This window comes from Streptomyces sp. TRM49041 (assembly GCF_008271805.1).
Taxonomy (GTDB): domain Bacteria; phylum Actinomycetota; class Actinomycetes; order Streptomycetales; family Streptomycetaceae; genus Streptomyces.
Genome location: NZ_VSRY01000145.1, coordinates 87,313 through 110,881, shown reverse-complemented (window position 1 = coordinate 110,881; position 23,569 = coordinate 87,313). Strand labels below are relative to the sequence as shown.

Genomic DNA, 23,569 nt, shown 5'->3' with positions numbered 1-23,569 from the left:
ACGGAAACAGCTACAGCACAGCCCCCGCCTCCACCAGCGCAGCCCCGACCGCGTCCAGTGCCGTACCGGTGCGGTGCGTACCTTGATCGAGAACTTCACCTTCAGCCCGGCCGATCTTCAGGTGTCGCCCGGGGCGCAGGTCAGCGTCGTCAACCGGGACTCGGCCTCGCACACCGTGACCGCCACCGGGGACAAGGCGTTCGACACCGGCACCATCAAGGCCGGTGCGACGGCCACTGAACCGTTCCGGGTTTGATCAAGACTCTAGGTCGTGACTGTGACCTGGGGTGTTCCACCCGGTTGAGCACCGCGGTGACCCTGCTGGACAGCTCCCGCGGGCTGAACGGCTTGATGATGTAGTCGTCGGCTCCCGCCGCGAAGCCGACCTCGACGTCCGCTTCCTGGGACCGGGCGGTGATCATGATGACGGGGAGCGTCGCGGTCTGAGCCGCCGCGCGCAGCTCCCGGCATACATCCAGACCCGACATGCCCGGCATCCGTATGTCGAGCAGTGCCAGGTCCACCGTGTTCTCACGCGCGGCCCGGAGCGCCGCCATTCCGTCCTCCACGGCCGTGACCCGGTGACCGCTCTGGGTCAGCTTGAACGCCACCAGATCCCGGATGTCCGCGTCGTCGTCGGCTATCAGGACATGAGCCATTACTCCTCCTGTGACTCCTGGGGCTCCTGGGACGCCTGGGCCACGGAGCTTCGGCAGGAGTCCACGAGCCGTGCCACGGCCGACTGCCGAAACGGTTTGGCCAGCACCTCGTCCGCGAGGCCGATCAGATCTTCCGGGTCGAGCACCGAGGAGACGACCAGACGGCATCTCCTCGTCCGCTCGTCCGCCCGCACCTGCGGACGACCTCCCGTCCGTCGATGCCGGGCAGCATCACGTCGACGACCGCGATGTCCGGAGGGTCGGCGAAGGCGAGGCCGAGCCCCTCTTCCCCCGAATACGCGACGGCCACGGGGCATCCCCGCTCGCGGAAGTGCCGCTCCAGCAGGGCGCTCACATCCTGGTCGTCCTCGATCACGAGTACGCGCGGTGGGAACATCACCGTCCTGTCCACGAAGGTCGGACCGTCAGTCACAAAATAGAACTAATGGTGCACTTTCATCACATATAACCCAACGGTCCCGTTGGACACCGACCACCCCTCACAGACTGTGACGGACAGGCTCCGGCAGAGGGCCCGCAGATGATCAGGCCGGGGCGCCGGGCAGCGCGACGAACACAATCAGCACGATCCCGCCGGCCGGGCGAGGCGGCGGGCGGGCAAGGTGGCGGTGGGCATCGGGAGACTGTCACGCGCGGTGCGGCGGAGGTATCGCACGTACTGCTCTCGCGGGAGGAGAGTGCAGCCGAGGTCGCGGACGTGCGGGCTGTCCCGCTGCGCGTCGAGCAGCTCGCCGCCGGCCTGTGCGAAACGCGCAGCGAGGTCGCTCACCGCGACCTTCGAGGCGCCGGGACGCCGGAAGAACATCGAGTCCATGCTGAAGACCGGTCCGACCCTGAGGCCGAAGACGCCGCCGATCAGTTGGCCGTCCTCCCACACCTCGACGCTGTGAGCGTGCCCCAGTTCGTGCAGGCGGATCAAGCTCGCGATCAGCTCTTCGGTGAGCCACAGCGGGACACGGTCGCCGCGGCATTCGCGGACAACGCGCTCGAACCCCCGGTCCAGGCTGGTCGACCACGGCAGCCGGTTGCGCAGCCGCCGGGCGAGGCTCCGGCTCAGGTGGGCAGCCGAGACGGGCAGCACCGGCCTGGGGTCGGGTGACCACCAGGAGACGGCGAAGGGATCGGCCGGTTCCTCCCCCACGAGCCGGATGCCGCCCTCCTGGACCTGATCGGCGAAGACCACTTCGTTGAGGACGCGGCCGTACTCGTCGGATGCCGGGAACGGATAGACCCCGGCGCGGTAGGCCGCCAGGAGGCCGGCAGGACTGAGGTCGGCGGAGAAGGCCACCGGACCGTCGGGCGCCGCTGCCAGCACGTCCAGTGCCTCCCAGCCGGGGCATCGGCTCACCACCGTGCCGCTCCCTGCCCCCGGCTCCGCACCGGCCGGACGTGCTCGGCCTGTTGGAGGAAGTCGATGTAGCGGTCCATCATCTCCGCGTCCATGGGCGGAATGTCGATCCCGGCGTCCACCAGTGCCCGTTCTGCGTTGTCACGGGTGAACTCAGGGAAAACGCCCTGGAAGTACATCTCGCTCACGGTGATGTCGGCGTGGTGGCACAGGTCGACGAAGAGCGGGACGAACGGTGTTATCGCGTCGGTGGGGTGCCCGGCCGCGTACTTCACCAGAGCGGCGATCCACTCGGCGTACGGGATCTCCCGGACCGGGCATCCCAGTCGGCGGAGGCGCTCGGCCAGCGAATCCAGCAGCGCAGGACGGGGGTTGGTGAGGTGGTAGACCTCACCGCGCGCGGGATGGCGGGTGGAGATGTGTCCGATTGCACGGACGAGGCAGTCGGCCGGCAGGAAGTCCAGCGGCAGCCGGACGTCAGGGCACAGACCGGTCCGCGCGATGAAGCTGATGAGGGCGGCCATCTCGCTGCTGGTGTTCATCACGCCGGTTCCGGTGCTCCCCGTGATGTCCATCAGGCGGTAGACGGCGACCGGCAAGCCAGCGTCGGATGCCTTCTTCAGCAGCGCCTCGGCGACCCATTTGGTCTCCACGTATCCCACCGACAGATAATGCGGGAAGTCCAGCGGCGTGCTCTCGGTCACCTCGCGCACCCCGGCGGGCCCGAATCCGGCGAGCACCGCCATGCTGGAGGTGAAGTGGACGGGGACGGCCCTGCCGGCTGCGAGGCGGATGATCTCGTACGTTCCGTCGACGTTGGCCGCGCGCAACTCGTGGTACGGATAGATGAAGTTGACCTGGGCGCCGAAGTGGTAGACGGCGTCGACGGTCGATGCCAGCTCCTCGAACCGGCCGGGAGTCAGCCCCAGTTGGGGCTTGCCCAGGTCGCCGACGACCGGCTGGACGCGCGGGCTGGACAGATCGCTGAGGACGAACCGCCGGTGGCTCGCGCGGATCATCTCCATGCCGTGCTGCTCGTCCGATGCCCTGACCAGGCAAAGGACGCGGCCCGTCGTGCTGCGCAGCAGCTCGTCGATCATGTGTGCGCCACAGAATCCCGTCGCCCCGGTGAGAAGGACGTCGCCTGGGTGCCGGTGATCCGGAGCCGGCGCGTCACGGCCCACCGCCGGAACGCGCCGATCGGTCTCCGAGGCGAAGTCGACGCTCCCGCCGGCCGGGTGGGTCAGTGTGCCGGCACGTGCCTGGCGCACGGACTCGGCGAACGCGGCGAGCATCGGCTGCCGCAGCAGTGAACGGGTCAGTTCGCGGATCTGGGTGACGCCGATGCCGAATATGACGCGGGTCCGGGCGAGCATCTCCATGGCCAGCAGCGAGTTGCCGCCCAGTTCGAAGAAGTCGTCCTGCGGACGGACGTGGTCCACACCCAGGATCTGACACCACAGCTGGGCCAGCCCCTGCGGCACCGGACGGTCGTCGGCGCCGGCCGTCGTCGTCGCAATCCCCGATTCCGGCACGGCCCTGCGGTCGAGCTTTCCGCTGGGAGCGACGGGCAGCCGTTCCATCGCGTAGAAGGCTGCCGGGATCATGTAACCCGGCAGGACCTCGGCGAGTGCCGACCGCAGCCGTGCGCGCAGCGCGGCCTCGCCACCGGCCGCAGGCGGCGAGGCCGGCGTGTAGTACGCGATCAGGTCCCGGTCGCCGTTGTCACGCGCCCGAGCCACCACCATCGACTGGCCGATCTCCGGGCGGGAGACGAGCGCGGCCTCGATCTCGGCCGGGTCGACCCGGAACCCGCGGATCTTCACCTGGTCGTCGACCCGGCCCAGAACTTCCAGGTTGCCGTCCGAGCGCCACCGGCCCAGATCCCCGGTGCGATACATCCGGTCCCCCGGCGCGGAGCCGTACGGATCGGGTAGGAACTGCCGTGCGGTCAAGGCGGGTTGCCGCCAGACACCACGCGCCAGACCCTGACCGCCGATGTAGATCTCGCCGCGCTCGCCCGGTGGCACCGGACGTAGTTCGGCGTCGAGCACGTGGACGTGACTCCCCTCCAGGGGCCTGCCGACCGGGGCGACGGCGGTGTCCGGCGCGGCGAGCACTTCCTGGTTGAGGTCGCAGAGCGTGGAGGTGATGGTGGTCTCGGTGAGCCCGTAGGCGTTGACGAGCCGTGCGCCGGGGATCCGGCGCAGAACGGCGCGGCAGTCCTTAGCGGTGACGATCTCGCCGCCGACGATGACGAGCCTCAGCGACGCGCTGATCTCGCCGCGCTCCGCCACGGAGACGATCCGGTGCCAGTAGGCGGGGGGCAGGTCGGCGACGGTGATCCCGTGCTCGGGCAGGCGGTACAGCAGGTCGGTGGGCGCCCACGTCGGTGTTCCCGCGAGGATGAGCGTCGCGCCGCTGATCAGCGTGGCGAAGATCTGCTCCAATGAGGTGTCGAAGCCGAGCGCCGCGGCGTGCAGCACCCGGTCGCTGGGCGTCAGTTCGTATGCCCGGGCCACCGCGGTGAGGGAGTGGACCAGCGACCGGTGGCTGATCATCACCCCTTTGGGGGGTCCGGTGGATCCGGAGGTGTAGATCACGTAGGCGAGGTCGTCCGGTCGGGGGCCGCGTGCCGGCCGCGGTGCGTCCAGCGGCGCCTGCGCGGCCGGTTCTCCGGCGGCCCCGGCGCAGACGATCCGCGCCTCGCACCCGGCGAACATCGGGGCGTGTTCCCGGCTCGCGACGATGAGGCGGGAACCGGTCTCCCCGACCAGTGCGACCATCCGTTGCCGCGGAGTCGCCGGGTCGAGGGGCAGGAACGCGCCTCCGGAGCCCAGCACCGCCAGCAGCGCGACGACCAGTTCGGGCACGCGGTCGAGGCACACGGTGACGACGGACTCCGCGCCGACGCCCGACTCCCGCAACTGGGCGGCAAGCCGGTCGGCGCGGCCGCTCAGTTCGGCGTAGCTGAGCCGACCGTCGTCCGAGAGCACCGCGAGAGCGGACGGCTCACGCCGCGCCCGCTCCCGGACCAGCTCGGACACGGTGCTCGGCCAGGACTCCGGGGGTGGCCCCCCGGCGCGGGCGCTCGCGGGCCGCAGGTCGGTCCACAGGCGGTCGACCAGCCTCCCGCACCACTCGGCGGACTCCGGTCCGCCGACCCGACGCCACCCGGCCGGAATCCGGCGGTCGGCGGGCCAGATCGCGTACTGCTCCTCGTCGTTGCGCAGCACGACACGCGGTGCAGCCGACTCTGTCGACAAGTCCTCACGTTCCGTCACTCGGGCCTCCTGCCTTCGCGCGGCGTCCTGCGGAGCACGAACTGCGCCCTCAGCGGGAAAGGGCCGCCGCCATCACCTCTCCCCCTCCACAGGCCTCACAGGCAATTCGGCCAGGCGTCCGAGCGGCGGCGCGAGGACGAGTTGCTCCGCCTCCTCGGCACTGACCGGTTCGGCGAAGAGGTACCCCTGAGCCAACCGGCAGCCCATGGAGACCAGCAACTCCTGCTGCCTCACGTTCTCCACCCCTTCGGCGATAACCGTGAGGCCGAGAGTGTCCGCGAGATGCGTGATGCCCTCGACAAGGGCGTACTGTTCCGGCGAGCGCCCGAGTTCGTCGACGAACGACTTGTCGATCTTGAGTACCGAGATCGGAAACTCACGCAGATAGCTCAGCGACGAGTAGCCCGTTCCGAAATCGTCGATCGCGATACGTATACCGAGGTCCGTGAGCGAATTCAGCTCAGCAAGGATACGTTCGTCGTTGTACATCAGTACACTCTCGGTCAGTTCCAATACAAGAGAGGACGGTTCGATGCCGGAGAGATCCAGGGAACGCCGGACCACGTTGTAGAACTCGTCGTCCCGGAACTGACGCGGCGACACGTTCACGCTGATATAAGGGACGTTGCGATCGGCCGTCCCGCCGCGCCGCACGGAGGCCTCCCACCGGACCGCCTCGGCCGCGGCCTGGTCGAGCACCCAGGCACCCAGCGGGACGATCTGCCCGCTCTCCTCGGCCAGTGTGATGAACTGCTCCGGCATCACCATGCCGCGCGTGGAGTGCGGCCAGCGAACGAGCGCCTCGAAGCCGGTGATCTTACCGTTGGCCAGCTCCACGATGGGCTGATAAAGCACCGTGAACGAAGTCTCGATCGTCGAACTGTCCAGAGCCTCCTGCAAATTGGCACGCTCGGCCATGCCGCTCTGCAGTTCCGGGTGGTAGCGGCGCCACTGGCGCTTGCCCGCCATCTTCGCCGAGTACAGCGCGAGATCGGCGTGTGCCAACAGTTCGACCGAGTCGATGCTGTCTTCCGTCGTCGCGACGCCGATGCTGGCATACGTGCTCATCGGCCCCACACTGAGCCGGAACGGCTCGGCGAACACGGTCATCAGGTGTTCGGTGAACCGCTCCACGCCCTCTGTGGCGACGGAGCCCACCACCAGGAGTGCGAACTCGTCGCCGCCGATGCGCGCGGCGGTGTCGGAGGCACGGACGGTGGTCTGCAGCCGGAGTGACAGCGCGACCAGGAGTTCGTCGCCCACACCGTGGCCGTGTATGTCGTTGATGACCTTGAAGTCATCCACGTCGATGAAGAGCACGCCGACCACCGTGCCGTCGCGCTGAGCCTGCGCCAGGGCCTGGTTGACCCGGTCCTGGAAGAGCACGCGGTTGGCCAGGTTGGTGAGCGAGTCATGGAACGCCTGGTGGGTGAGTTCGCGTTCAAGTTTGCGCTGTTCGGTCACGTCCCGCAAGGTGAGCACCACTCCACCGACGGTCGCCTCCTCCCGCAGGTCGCTCCACCTCACCTCGACCTCGATGGACGACCGGTCGGCGCGAAGCATACGCCAGTGCTCGCGCTTGCTCTGGTACTCTCCGCCCCGTATCCGGCCGAGTGTCTCGACCACCGCGCGACTGTCCTGCGGTGGCACCAGATCGACGAGGAGGGTGTCCTCCAGGTCCGGAACGCCGAGCACCTGGCCGGCTGAGGGGCTGGCGTAACGGACCCGGTCGTCGTCGTCGAGGATCAGGATGACGTCGGAGGCGTTCTGCACCAGCGTGCGGAAGTACATCTCGCTGTTGCGCCGGTTGACCTCCTGGGCGAGGGTGACCCGCGCCGCGGCAAGTGCTGCCTGCGCGGCGAGAGTCGCCAGCGTGTCGCGGAGCACGAGCAGGTCCTGCTCGTTCCCGACCACGATCAGCACCCCGGTCAATGGACCGCCCGAGGAGTGATCCTGCGCGGCGAGCGGGCAGACCAGCGCGTGGCCGGTGCGGGCCGGCTCCTCGTCCGAGCCCGTGAGGTGGGCGGCAAGATCGGGCCCCACACCATTGAGGCTCACCAGGCGGTTCTCGCCGGACGCGATCAGTTCCCGCACGTCTGCGGTCGCCTGCGCGGCCAGGGGCCCGCGCAGGGCGCTGCGCGCCCCGTTCACCCAGAGCGTGCTGTCCGGCAGGGTGAGCAGCGCGGACCGCGGCGGCCCGTGCGCCATCAGCTCCGTCACCGCGGAGTGGGCGGCGGCGGCCACATCCCGAAGCTCGCCCGCTCCACCCAGCGACGACACCGCGTTGCGCAGCGCCTTCTCCCGGCCGACCGCCCGCCGGTGGGTCGCCACCACCCCCGACAGTCGGTAGAGCACCAGGAGGAAGAGCACCGCGGAGAAGACCCCGATGACGCCGACGTTGGACCTCACGCCGCGCACCGCCTCCGTCAGGAGTATGGCCGGGGCGATCAGCGACGCCAGGGTGAGCAGGCTCAGCCGGCCCGTGCCGGTCTCGGCTCGCCATGGCACCGGCTGCGTCAGCCGGCGCATGGACGGATGGATCGCGGCGGCCGCCCAGGCGCCGTACAGGACGGCCCAGCCGAGTTCGACCGCGCTACCCGTGCGCCACGTTCCGTTCAGCTGGATCAGGCCGTAAAGCACGTCGGCGGCGAGCAGGCCGAGGGTGCCCGCGGTGAGCAGCATGAGCGAGCGGCTCTTGCCACCACGGCCGACGAGCAGCCGCAGCAGCATCGCCAGGACGAGGATGTCGCCGAGCGGATAGGCTATGGCGAACGCCTTCTGCCACCAGGTCAGACCCGCTGCGCGGGCGTACGGATCGATGAGGAAGAGCCACGACAGCAGCGCCAGGCCGACTGTCAGCGTCAGCGCGTCGACGAGGCTCGCCCGGTCGCGCCAACCTGTGCGCCAGTGCACGAAGCCCAGCAGCCCGGCCGCATAGAGCGGATATGCGGCGAGATAGAAGCCATCGGCGATCGACGGGAACGGAACCTCCTCTTCGAGCAACTGGATGAGGATGATCTGGGTGGCTTGGCCTGCGACGAAGGCGAAGTTACCCGCGGCGAGCAACAGCCAGGGGAGTCGATGCGCCGGGTGGTTGAGAAAGACACCCAGGACGATACCGATGACGCCGATCGCTCCAATGGCGACGAAGAGCAGGCGTTCTTCCGGAAATATGTAGTAGAACGCGACCAGCACGACGATGCATGAACTGACGGCGGCCATCGCAGCCCGGCTTCGCAGTCGCGCGTTCATCCCAACTAACCTCCTGGGAGGGCCACTTGTCGGACCGGCTGAGCTGGGCGAACGGCACCGGGCTGCGGAGAAGGCCCGTGGGGGCCGGGCTGACATAAGGAGAACTCGCCAGGCGCCGGGCCGGGACTCGGCCCTGGTCGCCTGTGAACAGGATTTCCGGTATACACGGTCTGCGGTATACACGGTCGCCATACACGGTCGCCGTTATGCGGGCTCCTTCTACACCGAGACATCGACGTCTCCTCCACCCAGCTTACCGAGATTGCCATTTCCCGCACGCGCACGGGGAGATACCGCGTCGCCTCGCGAGATACCGCGACATGCGTGAAAATGGAGGACGCGGGAACCGGACTGAGGCCTCCCGGTGACGATCGGCCACTGACGGAGCGTGGCAGATCGCCAGTCCATGGGTAAGTCGGGTGGTTTGGCCAGTCCCCGCATCGGCGCGCCCTTGTCAGTGGCGGTGCCCGGGGCGGGAGGTTCCGCTGGTGTCCTGGCGGGACCACTACGTCGGCCTGTGGGCCTACGACGACCAGGGCCGCCGCACCGACGAGCTGGACCTGCGGCTGCTGGACGATCAGAGTCGGCTGCTCAGGCGACGTACCCGCAGGTGGCAGTACACCGGGCCGGAGATGGCGGAGTTCCACGACGAATGCCCCCGCTCCGCGATGGAGCTGTTCCCGGACGGCAGGGGATCGATCACGCAGGAGCCCCAAGGCGAGCGCGGGCGGACACTTGTCACTGTGCCCGAGGCCGATACACGGCGCTGGCAGGTCCGCCCCGGGTTCGAAGACTGGCCGGTGTTCGCGGCCCGCCGGCGGAGGCTGCCGGGACCGGTTGCGCTCCAGGCGGCGGCGCTCGGCTCAGGCGCGGCGGAGACCTCCGGCGACGCGTCCGAGGCCCCCGCCACCTGCTGGCGACCGCCCCGCCCCGCGCAGCCCGGGCCGCTCGACGCGCTGTTCCGGCCCGGGACGCGTGTGACCGACGGGTACCACCCCGAGATGTCCGTCGTGGAGCCGCGCCGGACCGGGACCCTGCGCGTGCCGAGCGGGCTGCCGGCCGTCTCCGGGCCGGACAACCTCTCCGACGAAGTGCCCGCCATCACGGTCCCCGGCCCACCGGGGGAGTACGTACTCGAAGAAGCACAAGTCCGCTTCGGCTACGACTGTGAGTGGCGCCAGGGCTGGGTGAACCGTACGGACACCACGGCGGTCCGGTTGCGCATCAGCGAGACTCCCGCCTTGTCGTGGGAGATGTGCCCCGGGCCGCATGACGACCCCAGGCTGCTCGTGGAGAACGAGATCTTCGGCTTCGACACCGATGGTGCGACCGGGTGCTTCGCCGATGCCGGGGCTTGGGAGTCGCTCCACCGGCTCTTCGAGCGGCACCTTGTCCGGGGGGAGTCGGGTGTCGGGGAGGACATACCCGATTCCATGTACTTCCTGCGTAACTCAGGACGAGGCATCCGGCGGCGAGCTGGTCGCCTTCGCGACGACCGGCGACGGTACCTACCCCGTATGGGCGGGGCGCTCCGCAGACGGGGATGTGGCCGAGGTGGTGGTGCTGTCGGAGGGGATGCCGGCGGTGCTCCAGGACGGCAGTGCCGAAGGGGCGGGGGCGGCGCCGGCTTGAGCCCGGGTGCCAGGGCGCGTATCGGGTCGTGATCAATCTGTGGGTTTCCCCGCGCGTGGATCTTCGTTCCGACAGGTCGTCTGGCGTGGGCGGTGCGCGCGCTCCGCACCGGCCGGAATATGCACTGGCGGTCGCGGGTTGCAGCGGAACATGCACCATTCCCAGGAGCCGCCCGGCGGCATACACCCGCTGCTTGCCGGGCGCTTCAGTCCCTACCGGTTCGATCCGTCGGTGGTTGTCGACGACCACGCCCTCGGGCTGCTGCTGGAAGCCGCGCGGTGGGCGCCGTCGGCGGGGAACTCCCAGCCGTGGGGCTTCTTCACCGGCAGGCCCGGTGAGCCGGAGCACGACCGGGTGCTCCCTCACCTCGCGCCGAGTTCGGCCCGCTGGGCGACGGACGCGGGCCTGCTCGTCGTCACGCTGACGCGCCGGCACGTCCATGACACGCAGCTGCTCTACTCCGAGTTCGCGGACTACGACCTCGGTCAGGCCATCGCCCATATGACTGTTCAGGCCCAGGCCATGGGGCTGGCCGCGCACCAGTTCCGGGCCTTCGACCTGGAAGGGCTCACCAAGGAGCTGGACCCGAACCCGGGCTGGGTGATCGTCTCCATGGTCGCGATAGGCAAGGCGGCCGGCGGACCGCCTGAGGGCCGCGACCGGCACAGCGTCGCGCACTTGCGCTCCGCTCCCTGGTCACCGGCGGAGTAAGAGCCGAGCAGCAGCGGAGTGGTACGGGGCGTGTGTGCCGAGCCAGGATCGGGTAATACGCGCGATAGCCGGGTATGAGACGTGTCCGGTCGATCGATGTCGACTGCGCGCCTGACGGTTGCCGCCCACGTCGGCGGGATTGCGCGAGGCCGTTTCTCACGTAATCGACCTCTGGGACCGATCCTTCGAGGATCGCGGTCAGTCCCTACGATTGCGTGATCCGTTCGCTCAGCCAGGAGTCGACGCCGCTGAGCGCCGTCCTGGCCATTGCCGTGGGGTGGCCCGTGAAGCCGTGGGGTGACTCGGGGTAGACCCGGAGCTCGACGTCATTGTCAGCCGCCGACAAGCGACCTGCCAGCGCCAGGTTGTCTTCCAGCAACACGTCTGCGCTTCCGACGATCAGCAGCGTTGGGGGAAGCCCGCGAAGAACGCCGTAGACGGGAGAGATGTCGGGAACAGTGCGGTCTTCCACATGGCCGGCGTACGCCTGGATGAAGTATTCGTCCGCGATGCGGCGACCGGCCGGGGTTCGTGCGCTCAAGTCGTAGGTCCCGAATTGAAGCGCAGCGCCGGTGAACCGGCCAACGGCACCTCTGTCTCTCAGCCGGAGCAGGGTCGCCAAGGCGAGTGTGGCTCCCGCGGAGCTCCCGCCGATCGCAAGTCGGGATGTTCCGAAGCGGGCATCGGCTTCTTCGACGAGCCAGAGCGCCGCCGCTTCACAGTCGTCGGGTGCCGCCGGCCAGGGGTGCTCAGGGGCCAGCCGGTAGTCGACGCTGACAACGGCGAGGCGTAGGGCGTCTGCGAGTTCGCGATTGCGTTTGTCTCCTCGCGCTGCGGAGTCCATGTAGAAGCCGCCGCCGTGTATGTCCAGGTAGACGCCCCGCGGCGGACCGTCGACAGGAGTGAAGATCCTGACAGGGACGCGCGCTTCCGCGGCTTCGATCGTCTCTTCGATGGCAGGCGGATCGGCGGCACAAAGAACAGACCTCCTCGCTCGTGCTTCCTTCAGCTCCTCCAGTGTGCTGGGGCCACGGCCCGCCACCCTCGACTTGTAGAAGTCACGAGCCTCATCGACCTGTTCCGCCGGCACGTCAGCGAACAGTGTGTCCAGCGCGAATCGCACGCGCCCTCCTCATCACCCGGGTCTCAACTCCACGCTATCGCCGACCTGCGGCGCCGGAACCGCCGCACGCCAGGAAATGCCGCACGTTCGCCCCCGGCGTCGATATCGGCGACGATGCGAGTGGCACCGTCGAACGCCGCCTGGGCTGCAACTTGGAGAGTCTGGGGTTGCCGAGGAAGACAGCCTTGGTGTTGTCGGCGTGGTCGGCCCAGATCTGTCGGTGCTGGGGGTGGCGGGTGGCTTGTGGCAGCAGGCCCAGTCGCACGGCCTCATGAGGGTTCGTCGGCGTCCGGCGTGCCGGCGATCTTCAGGTACAAAGCCTTGCCTGGATCGAAGAACCAGCAGTAGTCGCCGACGCCGAGGTGCAGGGTCTTCGCCTTCGCCTTGAGGGCACGCTCGACGCGCCGGTCGTCGATGACGGTGACCGGCCCGGCGTCGTGTCGCTCCAGGGCCTGATCGACGGCCTTGAAGGCGCCGATGAGATCGCGGGCAGGCACCTTGCCCGCTGGGCAGAAGGCCGCGCTGGTAGTACTCGTAGGCGGCGACGGTCAGTCGCAGGTGTTCGGCCTCTTCCCCCGCGGCGACTTCGGCGGCGAAGGCGGCCTGGTCCGCCGGGGCGGGCGGCATAGCCATCGCGAGCGTGCGCCGCAGGGCTCGGGGATTGACCGGGCCGTCGTCGGGGCCGGGCCTTCGGAGCCGATCGAGGCGATTCGCGACCGCGGGCCGAAGCCCGGCCACGATTACGCCGAACTCGTCGGCGGCCCGGTCGACGGGGACGGTCCCTGTCGGCATGGGCTGCCCCTACGACTTCGCCGGGGCTTGCCGCGGGCTGCCGCGTTGCCGCGAGGTCCCCGCGCACCGGTCCGTCACGGACCGGCCACTGCCGGGGTGGTGGTGGCGCCGTACGCCACCACCACCCCGGCGGTGTCTGTATGTCGCGCGGGATCCGGTCACGCGGTCTGGTGGTCGTGCTGCCCGATGGTCTGCCACGCCTGGTTGGCGGGCAGCCGGGGCTGGGGCATCGTCAGATTGAGCTGCCCAGATGGATGAGCCGGGCTCGCGAAGGCGCCCTTCGAGCGCAGCGCAGCGGACCGGCGACCATGTGATCAGGGCTGCCATGGCGTACGGCCTCTCTTTCCGCGTGTGTCCTTCTTCCCTGCAGGTAGAGGCTCCGATTCGTCGGCGTACGCGGCGGCGACCTGGTCGATCTGCTCGTAGCCGGTGCGCAGAAGGAAGGTGTTGAGGCGGCCGTATGACTTGGCGCCCAGGATGAAGAAGTGCGGCTCGGGATTGCGCAGGGCGTCGACCCCCAGGGAGGGCTGGGCGAGGCAGTCCCCTGCCGCGGAGCCGAGGAGGGCGGCGGAGAGGTTCATGGGGGCACCGGTGGCGTAGCACTCGTGGACCTGCAACTGACGGTGGAGGGAGGCGTCGCCGGTGTACCCGGTCAGCGCCACGATGTGGTCGCAGACGACCTCGTGCGGGCCGCCGGCGGTGGCAAGGGTGACGCGCACACGGTCGCCTGCGGGGTGCAGCGCCTGAACGTGGGCGCCGGTGTGGACGGTGACACGGCTGTTGGCGCCGTCGGCGAGGGCCTGGGAGGTGTCCACGAGGTGTCGGCGGCCGGGCAGTGTGTCGTCCGGTACGGCGCCCCAGTCGGGTGCGGGGCTGCGCACCGCCCACTCGACACGGGTGCCGGGCAGGGCGGCCAGGTCGCGGGCCGCGGTCTGGGCGGACTTTCCGGCCCCGACGAGCAGCACGGTGCCCGCCCAGCGGGCGGGGTCGCCGGTGTCCGGGAGGGTGCGGGTGATGCGGTCGGTGACGGCGCGTTCGCCGGGGGCGGGGATGCCGCCGGAGCCCAGGGTGTTGGGGTGGGAGTAGGTGCCGGTGCAGTCCAGGACCAGGTCCGCTTCCGCGGTGTCCTCGCCGGGGGTGGGGGCGCCCCCGGCGGAGCCGTGGGGAGTGTCCAGCAGAAGGGTGAAGGGGGCGGCGGCGCGGGCGGCGGTGCCGATCTGCTCGTGTTTGAGCAGGCCGGTGCGGGCGACGGCGGCGACGCGGGTGCGGTAGCGGATACGGCCCTCGACGGCGGGCAGGGCGGCGACCGGGTCGAGCAGGCGGGTCGCCAGCTCGGCACCCGTGGGGCAGTCGTCGCCGGTCGGGGCGTGCGGCAGGTGGGCCCGCATCCGGCGGGAGACGTTGAGGTCCCATGGGGTGAAAAAACGGACATGGCCCCAGGCCCGTACATGGGCGGCGACGGTGTCGGCGGCCTCGTAGAGGGTGAACGGCCATCCGGCGTCGGCGCAGGCGAGGGCGGCGTCGAGGCCGACGGGGCCGGCGCCGAGGATCGCGACGTGGCGCTGCATGGCGTACTTCCTTTCCGGAGGGTTCAGATGGCGCAGTGGACGGGGCGGGGCAGGGTGCCGTCGGTGAGGCGGGCGGTGAAGAACCGTTCGGTGACCAGCTGTCGGCCCGTGGCGAGCGAGGTTCCGTAGGGCGCCAGGTGCAGATCGGGGCTGGTGGCGAGGTCGGCGCCGGCGGGGTGCCAGTGCAGTCCGTCGGCGGTGACGGTCAGTTCGGGGATGCTGGAGTCCTCGCCGATCTCCACTCCGGTCTCGGAGAAGCCGCGGCGCAGCAGCGGTCGTACGGCGAAGTGGTCGGCGGGCAGGCCGAGTCCGGCCAGCAGCTCGGCGACCGCGGGGATCTCGCCGGTGTTGTCCGGGGTTTCGGTGAGGGCGACGCGCGGGGGCAGTCCCAGGTCGGTCAGGTGCCGGATACCGTCGATGGTGCGCTGCCAGGAGCCTGGGCCACGGTGCCGGTCGTGAGTGTGGGCTGTGGCGCCGTCGAGGGAGGTCTGGACGGTGAGCTTGCGGCCTGCCAGCGCGTCGAGCCCGGCGGCGCGGCGGCCTCGCAGCAGCATCCCGTTCGTCATGACGACGGTGGGCAGCCGTGTGGTGGCGTAGTCGAGGAGGCCGACGATGTCAGGGTGCAGGAAGGGCTCACCACCGGTGAGATACAGCTCGGTGAACCCGGCCTCGACGGCCTCGTCGACGAGGGCGCGGAAGGCGTCGGCGGGCAGGGTGCGGGCGGCCGCCTTCGGAGAGGAGGCGACCGCGCAGTAGTCGCAGGCCAGATTGCAGTGGAAGTTGGTGTAGATCCACAGTCGCGACGGGAAGTAGGCGGTACCGAACAGCGGGACCACCGGCCGGTCGCCCTCCGGAGCCTTGGGCTCCGCCTCGCCCCAGCCCTCCCCAAGCTCTTCGAGCAGGGGATACCCCAAGTCCGCAGGCTGGAAGCCGGAGGGGAGGGTGGAGCGGTAGAGGTGGTAGCGGCCCCGGGAGCGTTCACGCGGCGGCAGGATCTCCAGGCAGGTGGTCCACCAGCCGGTCTCGATGGTCTCGGCGAAGATCTCGGGGAGCCCCGCGGCGAGCATCGAGGCGGCCTGCGCCCGCCAGTCGTACGCGAGCGGGATCAGCTCGGCGGTGACGTGCCCGTCGGAGAGGTCTAGCATCGCGTACCAGACCTCGCGGCGGCCGTCGTTGGCGGGTTTGCCGAGCACGCCAACGTTCACCACCAGCGTCCCGCCGACCTGCCGCTGCCAGGGCAGACCGCTGTGGGTGCACAGGACGACATCCCCGCCGGACGCCTCGGCGCGCAGCCGGTGCTGCTCCTCGGGGAGCGACTCCCACCAGAAGTCGTTCAGCGCCAGCGTCGAACCGTGGACCATGTGGACGTCGACGCCGTCGATGGTCTCCCGGCGCTCGGTGGGCAGGGTGCCCATCCAGGCGGCGAAGTCCCGGCCCGTGGTCGCGAGGGTGTGGTCGTAGATCAGCTGGGCGTACTCGTTGTCCTTGGCGTCGCGGTAGCCGCAGCCGCAGTCGGTGTCGCCGCGGGCGATGGCCACGTCGTAGTTGCCTGCGACGCACTCGATGCCGTTGTCGGTGAGGATCGGCCACAGCGCGTTCACGTCGGCGCCGAAGCCGCCGAGGTCGCCCAGGCAGAACAACCGCTCGGCGCCCCGTGCACGGGCGTCGTCGACGAATGCCTGCAAGGCGTACGGGTTCCCGTAAGGCCCTCCACAGACGGCGATGCGCATGATGTCGGCTCCAGAATGTCGTAAGGGAGAAGAGCGGGTGTCAGGGACGGCCGGTTCGTGCCGCCTTGGGGCTTCTCTTGGGGAGGAGGCGGGGCCCCGCGGTGTAGCGGGCGCGGATGGCCTCGGGGTCGACGCCGGCGAAGTACAGCAGCTTCAGGTACTGCATGAAGGCGATCATGCGCCAGGTGCCGTGGGCGACCAGGCGGCGTGAGGAGGCCGTCGAGGTGGCGGGGAGCAGGCGCAGTCGGCCGCGACGGTGCAGGCGCCGTGACATCTCCAGGTCTTCCATGATGGCCAGGTCGGGGAAGCCGCCGAGGGCGTCGAAGACGCTGCGGCGGATGAACATGGCCTGGTCGCCGAAGATGTGGTGGAGTCGGCGGGCGCGGGCGTTGGACGTCCACGCGAGGTAGTTCAGAGCGGGTGTCGCGCGATCGAAGCGGAGGGTGAGGCCGCCGCCGACCACGGCCGGGTCGGCAAGCGCCGCCCGGATCTGACCGAGGGCCCTCGGATCGATGGCCGTGTCGGCGTGGACGAACCACAAAATGTCACCGGAGGCGTGCCGGGCGCCCTCGTTCATCTGCCGGGCCCGGCCGCGCCCACTGGTGATCACGGTGGCGTGATGGGCGGCGAGTCCGGCGGTCGCGTCGGTGGAGCCGCCGTCCACGACAATCAGCTCGCAGCCGGGGAAGTCACGGCACAGACGGCTCACCGCGCGATGGATCGTGGCCTCTTCGTTCAGTACCGGAACGATGATCGACACCTGTGTCATGGTGTCTCCACGGGCTGGAGCAGGGCGGCGATGGCCGGGGGCGTCGCCGGATCCGACAGGAGCGCGGACGCGTCCTCGGGGGTGTCCAGGTCCCGCAGCGGATGCAGCAGCCCCACGCTCAGCCCTTCGCGCCGGGCGTCGGCTCGGGTCTGCGCGAGTACCCGGTCCGTGCTCCAGACCTCGGAATCGAGAGCGAAGAGCGAAGTGCGGGGCTCGCGCAGGCCGATCAGATAGTAGCCGCCGTCGAGTGCGGGGCCCAGCGCCACATCGTGGTCCTCCAGGACGGTGAACGCGGCGGTCAGGTGGTCGCCGGTGAGGGTCGGCGCGTCGGTTCCGATGACCGTCAGCGGGCCCGCACCGTCGGCGAAGGCGTCGGCGACGGCCGCGGCCAGGCGCTGTCCGAGGTCCCCACCGCGCTGGCGGAGCAGCCGGACGCCGGCGGGCACTGTCGTGCTGATGGCTTCTCCGCCGCTGTCCAGGGCGTAGGCGAGGTAGGCGCGTGGAGTGTGGGCGGTGGTCAGTTCCATGGTGTGGCGGATGAGTTCGGCCTGGAGTTCCGCGCAGCGCTGCGGGCTCAGCAGGGGATGCAGACGCGTCTTCACCGTCCCGGGCCGGGGCGCCTTGGCCATCACCAGGATGGCGGGCGTCCCCCCGCGAGCGGCGGGACTCACGCGCCGAACCGGTGGACGAAGCCGGCCGCGTCCGGGCTGTCCAGAGCGGGCAGCGCGTGCCCGGCCAGGGTGGCGAAGACCGTCCTGCTCGCCGCCATGCGGTCCAGCAGTGCCTGTACCGGTTCCGGTTCGGAGGCGATGCCGTTGGCGTAGTCGGTGACGAAGCCGACCAGCGCCATGGGCAGTTCGGCCTCCCCCGCCAGGACGACCTCCGGCCCCGCGGTCTGGCTGATGGCGCCGACCCCGGCCGCGGCCAGGGCGGCCACCTCCGGGCGCGAGTTGAAGCGCGGGCCGTCGACGTGTCCGTACACGCCTCGCGTGGCGACCGGGACCCCAGTCTGCCCGGCAGCGTTGATCAGCGCCTGGCGCAGTGGTTCGCTGAACGGCCGGTCGAAGATCCAGTGGCCGCGGCCGGCCTCGCCGGGTGTGTCGTACCAGGTGCAGGGGGTGCCGTCGGGCAGCCGGTTGGCCGGGAAGTACAGGTCGTCGAAGACCACCAGGGAGCCCGGCCGCAGGTCCGGGTCGACGGAGCCGCAGACGGTGAAGGACACCAGAGCCTCGGCCTTGCAGGCCAGCAGGGCGGCGAAGTTCGCCTTGTGGTCGACCTGGCTGGACAGCCGGTGATGACCGGCACCGTGCCGGGACATCTGCACGACCTCCGCCTCCCCGAGGCGCCCCTCGGTGACGGTGACCGCGCCGTGGTCGGTGACGACGGTCCGCTCGGCCGCCCCCTCCAGGTGGGGCCAGTCGTAGCTGCCTGAGCCGGTGATCACACCTATGCGCATGGACTATTTCTCCTTCGGTTCCTTCGGTGACGTGCCGGACGTGCGGCCGGCGGGGGTGCGGACGTCGACGATCGGCAGCAGGGTGCGCAGCACCGCGTTCTCGGCCGGGTCGAGCACGGCGTGCTGCAGGCAGGCGGGGACGAGGGTGCCGTCCTCGGGGTGGGCCATGGCGTAGTGGCAGGCGGCCAGCCGTTCCTGGGTCTCGCGCAGCCGGGCATCGGCGGCCTGCTCGCCGCGCCGCATCAACTCCCAGGCCGGAGCGACGACTTCCGCGTCCATGAACTGGTGCATGACGAACGTGACCGGACGCACCCTCAGCCGGTTGCGGGCCAGCCGCAGCAGTCCGACGCGGCGGATGGCACGGGCCAGCCAGCGAAGCGCCGTCACCGCGGTGGACGGGTGGCGGGCCACCACCCGCAGAACCTTGGCCGCGAGATGCCCGGGCGGGGTGCCGGTGAAGGTCACCTTCCCGAAGTGGCGGAAGAACGCGTCGCGGACCGCGAGGTCGCGCGGGTCGTCGCCGTCGAGGAACGGATACCAGCGGCGGCCGGCGTAGAAGCCGTAGGCGGTGCGGTTGCAGCGCACATCGCCGTTCTCGAGGACACGGTAGTCCAGCCGCGTTCCGGCGCCGCGTTCGATCTCCGCCCACACCGCGTCCGGGGTCGCCTCGCGGAACTTCTCCTTCCAGCGGCGCTCGTCGCCGAGGAAGGCGGCGGGCTGGAAGGAGAACATGCCGTAGCCCATGGCACGGCAGTCGCGGATCACACTCGCGACCTCGTCCAGATTTCCCGGTGTGACGGTCATGTTGTGGGCGAGGAAGGACCGCACCCCGTGCTCGCGCCGCAGACGGCGGAACATGGCGGCGAAGCGGGCGCGGTACGGGTTCAACGACCGCTCGTCCGGCGGGCGTTCGATGCCGCGTCGGCCGTACATGAACTTGTCGAAGTGCGCGGCGAAGGACAGCCGCCCGAAGCGTGGACCGCCGTCCGGGCCGAGGGCGAGCCGGGTGAGGTAGTCGTAGTCGAAGTCGCCGTGGGTGAAGCTCATCGGTTCCCGGCCGTGGTCCCGCATGATCGCCAGGGCGGCGGCGTGGTCGTCCGGGGCGAGCAGGCTCACCTCGCCGCCGATGAGCTGGGCGTGTGCGCGGGGACCGCGGAGCGCACGCAGCAAGGCCATCTGGGCGGCGACCTGCTCTCGGGTGTGCGGGCCGTCGACGCGCACCCGGTTGGCGTCCCGGGAGTGGTAGCAGGGGGTGCACCTGAGGTCGCACTGAGGGAAGACGCCGTGGGTGCCCTCGCAGCCGACGCCGTGCCGGCCCAGGATCTGGCCGGGGGTCCTGGCCGCGTCGGGGAGCTCCTCCCAGCGGCGCTCCATGGCCTGGGCGAACTCGGGGTCGTAAGGACGGGTGGACCGTTCGAGGGCACGCAGTGCCCCGGTGATCCGCATCAGTGGTTCTCCCGCGGTGTCGGGGCTGCCGTACAGGCCGCCTCGGCGGTGGGCAGGACGGGCCGGGCCCGGCGCGGTCCGCGCCACAGCAGCCATGCGTACAGCAGCATCAGGGCGTCCTCGATGAGGACGTACCAGCGCAGCGGCTGGGTGAGGTAGGTACCGAAGCAGCCGCAGTTGGCGAGAACGAGTCCGCGGGCGAACGCCTGGACGGCGAGGACGGTCCACACCACCGCGACCCCGGTGTACAGCCATACGGGCGTGGCGGCGCGGGAGCGGGGGCGGGCGAGGAACCAGACGGCCGTCACGGCCTCGGCGCAGATCAACGCCACGGCCAGGGCGGTGGAGCCCGCGCCGGAGGTCAGACCGTAGGCGGTCAGAATGGGGGGCATCGCATCGAACGACGCGAGCTGGCCCAGCGCCATCGCCGCGAGAACGGCGCCCAGGACGAGGCGGAGGATCACCGGATCACCCTTCTGCGCAGCTTCAGCAGCGCGCCGATGAGGCCGCTGCCCCGGTCCAGACGGGCGTGGACGTCGGCCAGGGCCGTATGCCAGGGCGCGTCGGCGTAGGTGGGGTAGGGATGCACGGTGCGGGCGTAGCCGGAAGGCGTCCAGCCCCGGCGCACCGCCGATGCCAGATGGGCGATGGTCTCCCCGGCCCTCGGTGACACCACCGTGGCTCCCACGATCCTGCCGCGCGGGCCCAGCACCAGAGTGGTGAAGCCCTCGGTGCGGCCGTCGGCGACCGCCCGGTCGACCCGGTCGTTCTCCAGCGTGTGCACGCGTGCGGCGTCACCGTACCTCTCGCGTGCCTCGTCGGCGGTGAGGCCGACGCGGGCGATCTCCGGATCGGTGTACGTCACCCAGGGCACCGCGCGGTAGTCGATGGGGCGGCGCACCCCGAGAAGGGCGTCGGCGGCGGCCGCTGCGCCCTGTGTGCCGCCCAGGTGGGTGAAGGCAGAACAGCCGGTCACGTCACCGGCGGCGTAGATCCGGTGGTTGGGGGTGCGCAGCCGACCGTCGGTCCGGACGTGACCGGTCTCGGTCAGCTCGACACCGGCCGCCTCCAGGCCGAGCCCCTCGGTGTTGGCGTGGCGACCCGTGACGGCGAGCAGCGCGTCGTACGGGAGGGGGCCACCGGGCCCGTGGACGGCGCCGGCCTCGACTCTCTCCGCACGGTAGCCGGTCAGCACGGTGACGCCCTCGGCCTCCAGCCGGCCCCGCAACACCTGTGAGGCACGGGGTTCCTCACGGGGCACCAGACGGTCCGTCGCCTCCACGAGGGTGACCCGCGAGCCGAGCCGGGCGAACGCCTGGCCCAGCTCAGAGCCGATGGGGCCGCCGCCCAGCACCACGAGGCGCCGCGGGAGTTCGGCCATCTCCCAGACGGTGTCGCTGGTCAGCGGCCGGGCATCGGCCAGGCCGGGGATCGGTGCCAGGGACGGCGAGGAGCCGGTCGCGATCAGGGCGTAGCGGAAGGAGAACTCCCGACCGCCGACGGCCAGGGTTCTCGGGCCGGTGAAGGACGCCACGCCGTAGGCGACGTCGACTCCGTACGGGGCGAGCGCCTCGGCCGAGTCGTGCGGTTCTATGGCGCCGATCGCCCGCTTCACCTCCCCCATGGCCGCGGCGAGGTCGACCGGACCGGACACCGGTGGCAGCCCGTAGGCAGCGGCGCGGCGGGCAGCCTGGACATCGGCGGCCACATGCAGCAGCGCCTTGCTCGGTACGCAGCCCGTCCACAGACAGTCCCCACCCAGCCGGTCCCGCTCGACGAGGACCGTCCGGGCACCGAGACGCCCGGCGGTGCGGGCCGCCGTCAGGCCGGCGCTTCCGCCGCCGATGACCACCAGGTCGTACCTACTCATGCTGTGGGCTCTCTCCGGTCGGTGCGAGGTCGTGAACATGCGGGGAACCCGGTGGCACAGGCGAAGTCTTCCCCTTTCCGCTCACACGATTACGGCCAGGAGGGCCGACCGGAGTCATCTGTGCGTATCCGGCGTGTCCGAAGGGGAATGCGGGGTCGGCCCGCCAGGGTTCCCGACGCGAGGGCAGGGGTCGGCATGCAAGAGAGGCGAGGGCTGGATGGACGAACCGGACGGGCGGCGCTTCAGCTCCGCGTACCACCAGGCGCGTCCCGGTGTCACCGAACTGTTCTTCGCCCTGGCGGACACCTCGCGGTATGCCTGGCCGGTCGAACCGCTGCGCGGCACCCGCGGCGCGGTTCTCGACCCTGCCTGGCGGTTCGCCACCCACCCGCGATCAGCTGCCGGAGGCCGACCGGGTCGGGATCGACCTGTCGGCGGCAGAGCTTGCCGAAGCGGCACGCCGGGGCAGCGGGCCGCCGGCACGGGCCGGCGCGGACGCGCTCCCGTTCTCCTCCGCGAGCGTGGAGGCCGTCTGTGCGGCGAGGTGCCTGCCGGTCGTCACTCCCCTGCCGCACGTCCTCACGGAAGTCCGGCGCGTACTGCGCCCCGGAGGAACACCCGCGGCACTCGTGTCCTCCCGGTCCGGGCTCTCCCCGTCCGGCCCGCTCGGCTGGGTCCGGATGATGTCAGCCCTGCGCGCCGTACGCCGGCCGTGGCCCGATCCGCGGGCCCGCGACCGACCGACCGCCCTGTGCGCACGGCGGGGTTCAGCGTCCGCCGCGACGACTGGCGTGTCCTCACCCCGGCCATCGACTCGGCCGACGCGGCGGCCCTGCCGGCCGATGCCCTGTACCTGCCCGGCCCTACCGCCCACCGTATCCAGGCCGCGAAGCGGTCCCCGGCGCGGTGGTCGGCTCCGGGGCGAAGCCTTGAGCCGCCGCTGCGCCGCGTGGTGGCCGACCTTCCCACAGCACAACCGTCACAGGAGCCGATATGAGCCGCCCCGCAGCCTCGACACCCGCGGTCGAGCATCCCCCGTCCGCCACGGGCCCGAGATCCGGGGCAGGCGACCCGGACGAGACGCCGCCGCGGTCGGCGCGCGCGGCATGGATGCGGCTGGCCGTCCTCGTGGTCCTGCTGTCGGTGCTCGGCTCCTGGGTGGCGCTGGGGGGCGCCGAACTGTTGCGCGAGGTGCGCCAGTGGATCGACTCGCTCGGCCTGTGGGGGCCGTTGATCTTCGCGGTCTGCTACGCCCTGGCCGTGACGGCGCTGCTGCCCGGCTCGGTACTGACCGCGTCGGCGGGCGCACTGTTCGGGCTGCCGCTGGGCGCTGGTGCCGTACTCGTCGGGGCGACGGCGGGGGCGGCCCTGTCGTTCGGCCTCGCCCGCCTGCTGGGGCGCCCGCTCGTGGCCCGCTACGCCGGCGCGGGACGGCTGGCCCGGCTGGACGCCTATCTGACACGCCGAGGGTTCACGGCGGTCCTGGTCCTGCGGCTGGTGCCGCTGTTCCCCTTCTCGGTGATCAACTACGGGGCGGGGGTGGCAGGTGTCCGCTTCTCCTCCTACGTGACCGCCACGGCCCTGGGCATCGTGCCGGGCACCGTGGTCTACACCGGGCTCGGCGGGTCCTTGGGCGACCCCGTGTCTCCCGCCCTGTGGATCGCGCTGGGCGGTCTGCTGGTGCTGAGCGCGGGCGGCTGGTGGGCGGCACGGCTGGTCCGCTCCCGGAGCACGGAGGTCAGCGCAGCCGCCGGTAGCCGGTAGCTCGTGGCCAAGTAGCCGGTGACGAACCAGTGGGCATCGGTTGACGCCACCGACGAAGTCATGTGGGCGAGGAAGCCGACGCTGATGTGGAGGAGGCTGCTCGCTCCGTCGGCTTCGGCCGTGCAAGGCGGGCAGGCGGCAGGC

At 70.7% G+C, this 23,569-nt stretch carries 20 protein-coding genes and 2 pseudogenes; 7 read left to right on the top strand and 15 right to left on the bottom strand.

Annotated elements, in window-relative coordinates; all coding sequences use genetic code 11:
- Window positions 1–82: 82 nt before the first annotated feature.
- Window positions 83–256, top strand: coding sequence for a hypothetical protein (locus FVS66_RS35140; protein ID WP_187645609.1), 174 nt, complete (start codon window positions 83–85; stop codon window positions 254–256).
- Here the strand turns inward: FVS66_RS35140 and FVS66_RS20160 are convergent.
- The 5 genes from FVS66_RS20160 to FVS66_RS20140 all read right to left on the bottom strand — a co-directional run bounded on the left by FVS66_RS20160 (window position 216) and on the right by FVS66_RS20140 (window position 8,564).
- Window positions 216–659 (bottom strand): response regulator transcription factor, encoded by a 444-nt coding sequence (locus tag FVS66_RS20160; RefSeq protein ID WP_149182578.1) that lies wholly within the window; start codon window positions 657–659, stop codon window positions 216–218. The genes FVS66_RS35140 and FVS66_RS20160 overlap by 41 nt on opposite strands.
- A 124-nt stretch (window positions 660–783) precedes the next feature.
- Entirely contained in the window at window positions 784–1,092 is a 309-nt protein-coding gene (locus FVS66_RS20155; RefSeq protein WP_149182577.1) for a response regulator transcription factor, read from the bottom strand.
- 147 nt (window positions 1,093–1,239) lie between these two features.
- Window positions 1,240–2,028, bottom strand: coding sequence for a leucyl/phenylalanyl-tRNA--protein transferase (locus FVS66_RS20150; RefSeq protein ID WP_262387098.1), 789 nt, complete (start codon window positions 2,026–2,028; stop codon window positions 1,240–1,242).
- On the bottom strand, window positions 2,025–5,312 hold the full coding sequence (locus tag FVS66_RS20145) for an amino acid adenylation domain-containing protein (protein ID WP_149182575.1): 3,288 nt from the start codon (window positions 5,310–5,312) through the stop codon (window positions 2,025–2,027). The genes FVS66_RS20150 and FVS66_RS20145 overlap by 4 nt, the downstream gene beginning before the upstream one ends.
- A gap of 72 nt (window positions 5,313–5,384) precedes the next feature.
- A complete protein-coding gene (locus FVS66_RS20140) occupies window positions 5,385–8,564 on the bottom strand; it encodes a bifunctional diguanylate cyclase/phosphodiesterase (RefSeq protein ID WP_187645608.1) in 3,180 nt (1,059 codons plus the stop codon).
- Window positions 8,565–9,196: 632 nt separating this feature from the next.
- Between FVS66_RS20140 and FVS66_RS36600 the strand changes: the two are divergent.
- The 3 genes and pseudogenes from FVS66_RS36600 to FVS66_RS20130 form a co-directional block, all read left to right on the top strand.
- A pseudogene (locus FVS66_RS36600) lies at window positions 9,197–9,886 on the top strand (DUF4241 domain-containing protein); the annotation flags it as partial.
- Complete coding sequence (locus FVS66_RS36110) at window positions 9,834–10,196, top strand: DUF4241 domain-containing protein (RefSeq protein ID WP_316248203.1); 363 nt, start codon at window positions 9,834–9,836, stop codon at window positions 10,194–10,196. The pseudogene FVS66_RS36600 and the gene FVS66_RS36110, both read left to right, overlap by 53 nt.
- Before the next feature lie 150 nt (window positions 10,197–10,346).
- Complete coding sequence (locus FVS66_RS20130; protein WP_149182573.1) at window positions 10,347–10,907, top strand: nitroreductase family protein; 561 nt, start codon at window positions 10,347–10,349, stop codon at window positions 10,905–10,907.
- 205 nt (window positions 10,908–11,112) lie between these two features.
- Here the strand turns inward: FVS66_RS20130 and FVS66_RS20125 are convergent, their stop codons facing one another.
- The 10 genes from FVS66_RS20125 to FVS66_RS20080 all read right to left on the bottom strand — a co-directional run bounded on the left by FVS66_RS20125 (window position 11,113) and on the right by FVS66_RS20080 (window position 21,661).
- Window positions 11,113–12,030 (bottom strand): alpha/beta hydrolase fold domain-containing protein, encoded by a 918-nt coding sequence (locus FVS66_RS20125; RefSeq protein WP_149182572.1) that lies wholly within the window; start codon window positions 12,028–12,030, stop codon window positions 11,113–11,115.
- Window positions 12,031–12,299: 269 nt separating this feature from the next.
- Window positions 12,300–12,527 carry a hypothetical protein gene (locus tag FVS66_RS35525; protein WP_222946960.1) on the bottom strand — a complete coding sequence of 76 codons (228 nt, stop codon included), beginning with the start codon at window positions 12,525–12,527 and terminating at the stop codon, window positions 12,300–12,302.
- A 609-nt stretch (window positions 12,528–13,136) separates the two neighbouring features.
- Window positions 13,137–14,390, bottom strand: coding sequence for an NAD(P)-binding domain-containing protein (locus FVS66_RS20115; protein WP_149182571.1), 1,254 nt, complete (start codon window positions 14,388–14,390; stop codon window positions 13,137–13,139).
- A 23-nt stretch (window positions 14,391–14,413) separates the two neighbouring features.
- Window positions 14,414–16,120 (bottom strand): radical SAM protein, encoded by a 1,707-nt coding sequence (locus FVS66_RS20110; RefSeq protein WP_149182570.1) that lies wholly within the window; start codon window positions 16,118–16,120, stop codon window positions 14,414–14,416.
- Window positions 16,121–16,160: 40 nt separating this feature from the next.
- On the bottom strand, window positions 16,161–16,889 hold the full coding sequence (locus FVS66_RS20105; protein WP_149182569.1) for a TIGR04283 family arsenosugar biosynthesis glycosyltransferase: 729 nt from the start codon (window positions 16,887–16,889) through the stop codon (window positions 16,161–16,163).
- Complete coding sequence (locus FVS66_RS20100; RefSeq protein ID WP_187645607.1) at window positions 16,886–17,560, bottom strand: TIGR04282 family arsenosugar biosynthesis glycosyltransferase; 675 nt, start codon at window positions 17,558–17,560, stop codon at window positions 16,886–16,888. The genes FVS66_RS20105 and FVS66_RS20100 overlap by 4 nt, the downstream gene beginning before the upstream one ends.
- Window positions 17,557–18,345 carry an MTAP family purine nucleoside phosphorylase gene (locus FVS66_RS20095; RefSeq protein WP_149182568.1) on the bottom strand — a complete coding sequence of 263 codons (789 nt, stop codon included), beginning with the start codon at window positions 18,343–18,345 and terminating at the stop codon, window positions 17,557–17,559. Before FVS66_RS20095 ends, FVS66_RS20100 begins: the two co-directional genes overlap by 4 nt.
- A 3-nt stretch (window positions 18,346–18,348) precedes the next feature.
- Window positions 18,349–19,791, bottom strand: coding sequence for a radical SAM domain-containing protein (locus FVS66_RS20090; protein WP_149182567.1), 1,443 nt, complete (start codon window positions 19,789–19,791; stop codon window positions 18,349–18,351).
- Window positions 19,791–20,255, bottom strand: coding sequence for a MauE/DoxX family redox-associated membrane protein (locus FVS66_RS20085; protein WP_149182566.1), 465 nt, complete (start codon window positions 20,253–20,255; stop codon window positions 19,791–19,793). Before FVS66_RS20085 ends, FVS66_RS20090 begins: the two co-directional genes overlap by 1 nt.
- Window positions 20,252–21,661: an FAD-dependent oxidoreductase gene (locus FVS66_RS20080; protein WP_187645606.1), complete on the bottom strand. Its 1,410-nt coding sequence runs from the start codon at window positions 21,659–21,661 to the stop codon at window positions 20,252–20,254. Before FVS66_RS20080 ends, FVS66_RS20085 begins: the two co-directional genes overlap by 4 nt.
- A gap of 314 nt (window positions 21,662–21,975) precedes the next feature.
- Here FVS66_RS20080 and FVS66_RS36105 point away from each other — a divergent pair.
- The 3 genes and pseudogenes from FVS66_RS36105 to FVS66_RS20070 form a co-directional block, all read left to right on the top strand.
- A pseudogene (locus FVS66_RS36105) lies at window positions 21,976–22,218 on the top strand (hypothetical protein); the annotation flags it as partial.
- Window positions 22,219–22,412: 194 nt separating this feature from the next.
- Window positions 22,413–22,658 (top strand): hypothetical protein, encoded by a 246-nt coding sequence (locus tag FVS66_RS36100; protein ID WP_262387097.1) that lies wholly within the window; start codon window positions 22,413–22,415, stop codon window positions 22,656–22,658.
- A complete protein-coding gene (locus FVS66_RS20070) occupies window positions 22,655–23,425 on the top strand; it encodes a TVP38/TMEM64 family protein (protein ID WP_149182564.1) in 771 nt (256 codons plus the stop codon). The genes FVS66_RS36100 and FVS66_RS20070 overlap by 4 nt, the downstream gene beginning before the upstream one ends.
- Window positions 23,426–23,569 lie beyond the last annotated feature (144 nt).